Annotated in this window: 10 protein-coding genes and 1 pseudogene; 5 read left to right on the top strand and 6 right to left on the bottom strand. The window is 73.2% G+C overall.

The annotated features are described in order from the left end of the window. Positions 1-238, top strand: a pseudogene (locus tag DBR36_RS16265) (glucose-6-phosphate dehydrogenase); the annotation flags it as partial. A gap of 58 nt (positions 239-296) precedes the next feature. Here the strand turns inward: DBR36_RS16265 and DBR36_RS16270 are convergent. Beyond that, positions 297-1,265 (bottom strand): aldose 1-epimerase family protein, encoded by a 969-nt coding sequence (locus tag DBR36_RS16270; RefSeq protein WP_108320743.1) that lies wholly within the window; start codon positions 1,263-1,265, stop codon positions 297-299. 84 nt (positions 1,266-1,349) lie between these two features. Next, positions 1,350-1,520: a CsbD family protein gene (locus DBR36_RS16275; RefSeq protein WP_108320744.1), complete on the bottom strand. Its 171-nt coding sequence runs from the start codon at positions 1,518-1,520 to the stop codon at positions 1,350-1,352. A gap of 172 nt (positions 1,521-1,692) precedes the next feature. Here DBR36_RS16275 and DBR36_RS16280 point away from each other — a divergent pair, with 172 nt between their 5' ends. After that, on the top strand, positions 1,693-3,009 hold the full coding sequence (locus tag DBR36_RS16280; RefSeq protein WP_108320745.1) for a D-alanyl-D-alanine carboxypeptidase family protein: 1,317 nt from the start codon (positions 1,693-1,695) through the stop codon (positions 3,007-3,009). A gap of 7 nt (positions 3,010-3,016) precedes the next feature. Here DBR36_RS16280 and DBR36_RS16285 read toward each other — a convergent pair whose 3' ends face one another. Together DBR36_RS16285 and DBR36_RS16290 are read right to left on the bottom strand one after the other, a co-directional pair. Continuing rightward, the gene (locus DBR36_RS16285; protein WP_108320746.1) at positions 3,017-3,727 is read right to left on the bottom strand and encodes a hypothetical protein; all 711 of its coding nucleotides are present in this window, start codon (positions 3,725-3,727) and stop codon (positions 3,017-3,019) included. Further along, positions 3,711-4,238 (bottom strand): sigma-70 family RNA polymerase sigma factor, encoded by a 528-nt coding sequence (locus tag DBR36_RS16290; protein ID WP_258222938.1) that lies wholly within the window; start codon positions 4,236-4,238, stop codon positions 3,711-3,713. Before DBR36_RS16290 ends, DBR36_RS16285 begins: the two co-directional genes overlap by 17 nt. Positions 4,239-4,374: 136 nt before the next feature. On the opposite strand from DBR36_RS16290, the gene DBR36_RS16295 reads away from it, so the two are divergent. Both DBR36_RS16295 and DBR36_RS16300 read left to right on the top strand, forming a co-directional pair. Next, entirely contained in the window at positions 4,375-4,689 is a 315-nt protein-coding gene (locus tag DBR36_RS16295) for a hypothetical protein (RefSeq protein ID WP_108320748.1), read from the top strand. 8 nt (positions 4,690-4,697) lie between these two features. Further along, positions 4,698-5,333 carry a class F sortase gene (locus DBR36_RS16300; protein WP_258222939.1) on the top strand — a complete coding sequence of 212 codons (636 nt, stop codon included), beginning with the start codon at positions 4,698-4,700 and terminating at the stop codon, positions 5,331-5,333. Between the two features lie 7 nt (positions 5,334-5,340). Here the strand turns inward: DBR36_RS16300 and DBR36_RS16305 are convergent, their stop codons facing one another. Both DBR36_RS16305 and DBR36_RS16310 read right to left on the bottom strand, forming a co-directional pair. Beyond that, positions 5,341-5,952, bottom strand: a complete 612-nt coding sequence (locus DBR36_RS16305) for a response regulator transcription factor (RefSeq protein ID WP_108320750.1) — start codon at positions 5,950-5,952, stop codon at positions 5,341-5,343. After that, on the bottom strand, positions 5,949-7,328 hold the full coding sequence (locus tag DBR36_RS16310; RefSeq protein WP_108320751.1) for a sensor histidine kinase: 1,380 nt from the start codon (positions 7,326-7,328) through the stop codon (positions 5,949-5,951). The genes DBR36_RS16305 and DBR36_RS16310 overlap by 4 nt, the downstream gene beginning before the upstream one ends. 15 nt (positions 7,329-7,343) lie before the next feature. Between DBR36_RS16310 and DBR36_RS18165 the strand changes: the two genes are divergently transcribed. Further along, the coding region (locus tag DBR36_RS18165; protein ID WP_219927675.1) for a hypothetical protein at positions 7,344-7,616 on the top strand (273 nt) is incomplete at its 3' end.

The following is a 7,616-nucleotide window of genomic DNA, read 5'->3' on the forward strand; positions in this document are numbered from 1 at the left end:
CGGCGGTTTCGTCCGGTTCTACTGCGAGCTGCACAAGCCGGCCGCTCCCCCGCCGCCGCCGGCCCCGACCATCGAACAGCGTCGCGCGCGCGCCGCCGCACCCAAGACCGAACGGCGAACGGCGAGCCCCAAGCCCACGCCGATCACCGATCGCCCCACGCGGGCGATGTGCCCCGACTGCTTCGTCGAGGTCTCGGCCGGTGGCGACTGCGGCATGTGCGGCGCACAGGTCGTCTGACCCTCGAACGACGCGAACCGCCCCGGATCTGTCCGGGGCGGTTCGTCGTTCGTGCGGGTCAGCTCGCCGAGATGGTCCAGCCGGCCTCGTACGAGGCGCCCGGGTCGAGCGACACCACTCCCGTGTCGAAGTCGTAGGCGTCGTCGTTGAAGGCGTCGGGGGCGCAGGTCATCGGCTCGACGGCCAGACCCGCGCGGTGTCCCGGCGTCCCGGGCCCGGCGGGCAGGTCGGCGGTGTGGATCTGCACCCAGGAGCACTCGTCGCCCCAGCTCATGGCCACCCCGGTACCCGAGGGGTCGGTGACGATAACGGTGGCGCGGGCGTCGGCATCCCGGATCAATCCCGTGTACGCGTGGTCGATCTCGACCGCACCCAGCACGCGCTCCTCGCGGAAGTCGAAGCGCGCCGCGTCCACGCCGACGGGGGCGAGGCCCACCGGCGACAGGCGGTCGGGGGTCACCTCGAGCACGGTGTCGGCGGGGAGTGTCAGGCTCCACTCGTCGAGGGCGCCCGGGCCGGCCACCAGATAGGGGTGAGGACCGGTACCCCAGGGGGCGGGCGTGTCCGAGAGGTTGGTCGCGCGCACCGTCTGGGTGAGCCCCTCGGCGCCCAGGCGGAAGGTGGTCGACACCACGAGCCACCACGGGTAGCCGGCCTGCGCGGTGACCGTCGCCGAGAGGGTGACGGCGTCGTCCGAGACCTCGGCGACGTTCCAGTCGACCCACGACAGCAGACCGTGCAGCGCGTGGCCGCGGTTCGGCTCGGTGAGGGGCAGCTGGTGCTCGATCCCGTCAAAGCGGTGGATGCCGTCCACCACCCGGTTGGGCCAGGGGGCGAGCGTGGTGCCGCGGTAGGCGGGACGCAGTTCGTCGGCGTCGAAGGGGACGACGAGGTCGCGTCCGTCGTACGTGAGCGAGCGGAGGGACGCGCCGACGCTGGCGATCGCGGCTTCGTAGCCGTGAGCGCGCAGGACGACGGGGGTGCCCGAGACCAGCGTGGGGGTCTCGGTGGGAACGGCAGCGGTCATGCCGTCATTATCGCGGTTCCCCGTGTGCCGCCCGGACACGACGAATGCCCCGACCCAGAGGCCGGGGCATTCGGGGAGGGCGGCTTACTTGAAGGCGTCCTTGACGTTCTCGCCAGCCTGCTTGGTGTGGGCCTTGGTCTGATCGGCCTGACCCTCTGCTTCGAGGCGCTCGTTGTTCGTCGCCTTGCCCGCAGCTTCCTTCGCCTTGCCAGCGATGTTCTGAGCGGCGTTCTTGATCTTGTCGTCGAGTCCCATAGTCGGCTCCTCCCGTGTGGTCTTCGGGTATCTCCCGATTGCCTTCACGGTAGGTCGGGGGCTTCAGGATGCCGGGGGGCTTGAAATTCCGCTCGTGGTGAGGCACTGCCCCGGGTTAGGTTCGAAGCATGCGCGGGGGGAACGCTTTCATCTGTCACGCCGGGGCGATGTCATGACGACGCGGGACACGCTCGACGATTTCGCCGGCCTGCTCGACGACGCTCCGGGTCCCACGCGGTCGGACGGCCGGGCGGGACGCATCGCTTTGCTGGTGTTCCTCGCGATCGCCCTGGCCGTTCTGGGCACCGGCGGCGGGTACGTGTGGTGGGCGTCGGCGGCGACGTTGCCGGCTCCCACGGTCACCTCCCGGGCGCCCGCCGTCGCGCCGGGTCCGGCGGCGGCGGTGTCGATGCCGGGCACCGGCCAGGCGGTGCTGGCCGTGTCGGGCGGCGACGGGTTCCTGACCACGGACGGCAACGGCGTGCTCGCGGCCTCCGGAGACGGCTCGCCCCTGCCGATGGCGAGCGTGACGAAGCTCATCACGGCGCTGGTCGTCCTCGACGCGCACCCGCTCGAGAGCGCCACCGATCCCGGTCCCACGATCGCGTTCACCGAGGCCGACATCGACCTGTACGACCAGTTCTACGTCCGCGACGCGGTCATCTCGCGCATGCCCGACGGGCTGCGCCTGTCACTGCACGACTCCCTCGCGACCATGCTGCTGCCCTCGTCAGCGAACTACGCCGTCGCGGTGGCGCGCTGGGGGTTCGGTTCCGAGGACGCGTTCGTCCGTGCCGCGCGTTCGTGGTTGAGCGCCCACGGGCTCGAGAACACCCGGATCGTGGATGCCACGGGCCTCGACGCCCGCAACACCAGCACCGTCGGCGACCTGCTGACGCTCGGCCGCCTGGCCGCCGCCGATCCGACGATCGCCGCGCTCGCCAACACCCGCTCGGTCAGCGTCGAGGGCGCCGGGACCGTCACCAACACCAACGACCTGCTCGGTACGCTGGGCATCTCGGGGCTGAAGACGGGCAACCTCGGCGACGGCACCTTCAACCTGCTGTTCACCTCGACGCTGGACGTCGGCATCGACGCCCCGCTGCAGATCGTGGGCGTGCGCCTGGGCGGCGAGACCCACGACAGCACCGATTCGGACGTGGTCCGCATGCTGCAGTCGCTGAAGGACGGCTTCCACGACGTCACCGTCGGCACCGTGGGCGACGAGATCGGCGAGATCTCGACCGCGTGGGGATCGCAGGCCTCCCTCGTCCTCGCGCGCGGCGAGAAGCTGCGGACGTGGTCCGACACCCCGGTGACGGTCGACCTCGCCACCTCGGCGCCGCAGACCTACGCCGAGGGCGAGATCGTCGGCCGGATCACCTGGACAGCGGGTCCGCGATCCGCCTCGTCCAACGTGAAGATCTCGGGCGAGCTCGGCGAGCCGACCCTGTGGTGGCGCCTGACCCACCCGGGGCAGCTCGGCTGAGCGGGACTCAGACGGCGGGCAGGTCGGCGTGCGCGACGACCGACCGCTGGGTATCGCGCAGCTCCAGGCGCACCGTCTCGGACCGTGGCACCGCGGCGTTCATGCGGCAGACGATCGGCACTTCGGACCCCAGGATCTCGCCCGCGGAGAACTCCGTGCCGTCCGCGCCGACGAAGACCAGCTCGTAGGTCGCCCCGACGTTCAGGCCGGTCGCCTCGAGGTACGCCTCGGTCCCCCAGGTGTGGGCGACGACCTGCGCATCCACGTCGACACCGGCGTCGTCATCGGTGACGGCGAGCTGCTCTAACGCACCCAGCGTCCCGGGAGGACCGGACGGGAGCGAGGGCTGCACGAGGGCGGCGCCGTTCGCTCCGATCACCAGGCCACCCAGCAGACAGGCCGCGGCCACGGTCGGCACGAGCCACGGCCGCCGCGGACGCCGTACGGGCTCGACGACCCGAAGCCCCTCGGTCGTCTCGCCCTCGGCACGGGCGATGGATGCCGCGATCCGGGCCTCGAGATCCGAGTCGTCGCGCGGCGGGGTCCAGGCCAGATCACCCTGTCGCAGGCGCGCGGTGATCCCGCGCAGGCCCTCGTACTCCTCGGCGCGGCGCGGATCGCGCCGCAACTCGTCGAACTCGACGGTCTCGGCGGGAGACAGTTCCCCCGCGAGGGCTGCGGCGCAGAGCTCCGCCCAACGGTCATCGGGAGTGCGCATCGGGCTCCTCCATTCCTTCGAGGTGCGTGCGGAGGGCGCGCAGCGCGTGGAACGTGCGCGTACGCCAGGTCGAGACGGGGATGCCGGTGGCATCCGAGAGGTCCTGATAGGAACGCCCGTGCAGGTGCACCGAGACGACCGCGGTGCGGTGGGCGTCGCTGAGGTGCGACAGCGCCTCGAGCATGTGCAGGCGGTCGAGCGGGTCGATCGCCTCGGTGGTGCGCGAATGCAGCTCCGCGTCGTCGCCGATGAGCGGGAGGCGGGCGCGGGCGCGCAGGGTGTCGACGATGACGTTGCGCGCGATCGCGAAGAGCCACGTGCGCTCGGACGCGTGCGCCGGATCGAACCGGTCGCGCGCACGCCAGGCGCGCAGGAACGTCTCCTGCACGCAGTCCTCGGCCAGCGGCCGATCGCGCAGGGCGTTCACCGTGTAGCCGAGCAGGGCGCTGCCGTGGTCGCGGTAGGCGCGATGGACGTCGAAGTCCGGCGGGCGGCGGGGCGACACGGGCATGCGCGTCTCCTCGCGGTTCGCGGCGGTCCGCTTCATCGGTGCCGTCCTCTCCGAGGCTAACGCGCGTCGTGCGGGTACCTCGTCAGGGGATACGACGGCGCCCCGCCGACCGTTCATCCGAGAATCTCGACGGGCCGTGAACGCTGCGGCCACCGCCGTCGTACACCCTCGCAACCGGACCGAGTCGGTCCCGATCGACGGCTTCTCGCTGGCGCAGATCGAGGCCAACCCCGCCGGCTTCACCGGCGACTCGCACACCACCACCTCGCCCGCGGGCGTCGTGCGCGGTCAGCTCAGCGCCATCCCCGTCGGCGGGGTCGACACCGGCGCCGGCGGCTCGTCCACGTCGGCCGTCCACCCGGGCGCCGTGGCGGCGACGGTCGGCGGTGTCGGCGCGCTCGCCGCGGGGGCTGTGCTGTGGCACCGTCGTCGCGCGGCCGACGCCCGATGACGAACGGCGTGCGGCGCGTCCTCCGCAACGGGGGCGCGCCGCGCGTCGCGGGCGGTCTCGCGCTCGCGGTGGCCCTCGTGTGCACCGGCTGCACGACGGCGCCGGTCGACTCCGCTCCCGCTCCCCCGGCGGTCGCGGCGAGCCCGGCGGCATCCGGTCCCCCCGCCCCGACGACGTCGGCATCCCCGTCGCCGACCGTGGTGGCGGCAGATCCGGCGCGCGTGGTCATCCCGGCGCTCGACCTGAACGAACCGCTGATCGATCTGGGCCTCGCCGCCGACGGATCGATGGAGGTTCCCGAGGACTACGCCGAGGTCGGGTGGTTCATCGGCGGCGGACGCCCCGGAGGAACCGGGCCCACCGTCATCGCCGCCCACGTGGACTCGCCGACGGGCCCCGCGGTCTTCCAGCGCCTGCGCGAGGTCGCGGTCGGCGACGTCGTCGAGGTGTTCGGCGCGGACGGATCGGTCCACACCTACCGGGTCGTCGAGACCGCCGACTATCCGAAGGCGCAGTTCCCCACGGCGCGGGTGTTCGGCGCGACGGCCCGCGACGAACTGCGCGTCATCACGTGCGGCGGTGTCTTCGACCGCGCGGCGGGGTCCTACGTCGACAACCGCGTCGTCTTCGCGGAGCGGGTCTGAGCGGGGTTCAACCCGAGAGGTGATCGCGCGCCCACAGCGCCGCGCTCGTGCGGTCGGCGACGCCGATCTGGCGGAAGATGCTGCCCAGGTGCGCCTTGACCGTCCGCTCGGTGATCCCGAGCGCCGCGGCGACCTGCTTGTTCGCCCGCCCCTCGGCGACCAGGCGCAGCACCTCCCGCTCCCGCGCGCTCAGACCGGCGTCCGAGTCGCCCGCCTCGGGCAGGAGCGCCCCCGCGACGCGGGGATCGAGCGGGGCATGACCGGCCGCCACGGCGCGGACCGCCGCCCGCAGCTCCGCCGGCTCGGCATCCTTCAGCTGATATCCGGTGGCCCCCGCGGCCACCGCCCGTCTCACCTGATCCCGGTCGCCGAACGAGGTCAGCACGAGCACGCGGATGCCGGGATGCGCGGCGCGGATCGCGCGGGTGGCCGCGACCCCGTCCATCACGGGCATCGACAGGTCCATCACAACCACGTCGACGCCGTTTCCCGCCGCGGCGAGCGCCTCGGCGCCGTTCGCGGCCGTGGCGGTCACGGTGATGTCGCCGTCGGCGGCGAGGACCGAGGCCAGGCCCTCCCGAACCATCGAGTGGTCGTCGGCGACGAGGACGCGGATCATGCCGTCTCCCGGGTGCGGTCGTGGGCGGGCACGCGCAGACGCCAGCGCGTGCCCCGGCCCGGGGCGGTGGCGAGAGAGAGCTCGGCGCCGGCGTCGACGGCGAGGTCGCGCAGCACCCGGGTGCCGAGATGGCCGTCCGACGGGGCGCGATGCAGCAGCGCGGGGTCGAAGCCCGGTCCGTCGTCGGCGACCTGCAACTCGACCGCCCCGTCGACGCGCGCGGTCGACAGCCACACGGTGCAGGGCGCCGCGTGGGTCGCGGCGTTGCGCAGCGTCTCCTGGGCGACGCGGTAGAGCAGGCGCTCGTGCGCCTCGTTCAGGTGATCGAGCGACGCGCCGAGGTCGAGGTTCACCGTGACACCGCGCGCGTGCGCCGTCGCGGCGAGATCGCGCAGTGCCGGAGCGAGACCCGCCGCGCCGAGGCTCTCGGGGTAGATGTCCACCAGAAGCGAACGCAGCACGCGCACGTTTCCGCGCACCGATCCCGCCACCTCGCGCATGCGCGACGCCGCCTCGGCGTCTCCCCGCCGGTCGGCGTCGACCGCGGCGCTCTCGGCCCCGTAGCTGGTGGCCACGAGCTCCTGCACCGGCCCGTCGTGCAGGCTCCCCGCGATGCGCCGGCGCTCGGCATCCGAGGCGTCGACGGCGCGTTGCAGCAGTTCGGCGCGTCGCGTCTCGGCCCCGCGCAGCTGGCGCAGGAGCGTCCACACGATCGGCGCCGTCAGCACGACCAGGAGCAGCAGACTGCTGAGCGTCACCCCCGTGAACCCGCGCCACAGTTCCGCCGAGCGCGCGGCGACGGGGGCGTAAGGGTAGTAGACCTCGAAGAGCACCTGCTGGCCACCCGGCGCCCACATGGGGCGGTACACCTCGAGCAGGCGCGGGGCGCTCTCGAACACGTTCTCGTCCTCCGAGAGGTCCGACACGGCCGCCCGGGTCGCGGGTGCGTCGAGTGCCTCTCGCTGCGCCTCTTCGAGGGCGAAGGTGCGACCGATCAGCTGCGGCTCGTCGGCGTACAACACGCGCCCCTCGGGGCTCCAGATCTTCACGCGGACGACGTCGTCGCCCAGGATCTGTCCGCGTACCGCCACGTCGAAGGCGGCCACCGCGGCCGGGTCGCCGGCCGCGAGCGCGTCACTGAGCACGGGGCGCACCACCGCCTCGGCGAGGACGTTCGTCACCTGCGCGGCGTCGTTGACGGCCTCGCGCTCGGCGAGCCACTGCGCGCCGAATCCGGCGAGCGCCGCGACGGCGACGATCACGGCCGCGAGTCCCGCGGCCAGGCGCACCAGCACGGCCCGGGTCGACAGCCGTCGCGCGGGCGCGTGCGGTGAGGGGGCGGCGACGAGCACCTCCCACGAGGGAGGGGATGCCACTCAGTCGTCTCCTCCGTGGCCACCGTCGTCCGCGCCGCCCTTGTCGTCGCCGCTGCGGTCACCGCCGCCGTGCCGTCCGCCGTCGTCGGTCGATCCCTCGACGGCGGATCCCCCGCCGCCGGTCGATCCCTGCGTCGCCCGGTCGTCACCGGGTTCGACGCGCTGATCGCGCGGCACGTCCCCGCCGCGGTCATCGCCGGTCGTGTCGTCGGTGACGGCCGCGCCGCCGGTGTCCCCCCGCGTGTCGCGGTCGTCGCCGGGTTCGACGCGCTGATCGCGCGGCACCTC

The organism is Microbacterium sp. HMWF026 (assembly GCF_003061325.1).
GTDB classification, from domain to species: Bacteria; Actinomycetota; Actinomycetes; order Actinomycetales; family Microbacteriaceae; genus Microbacterium; species Microbacterium testaceum_E.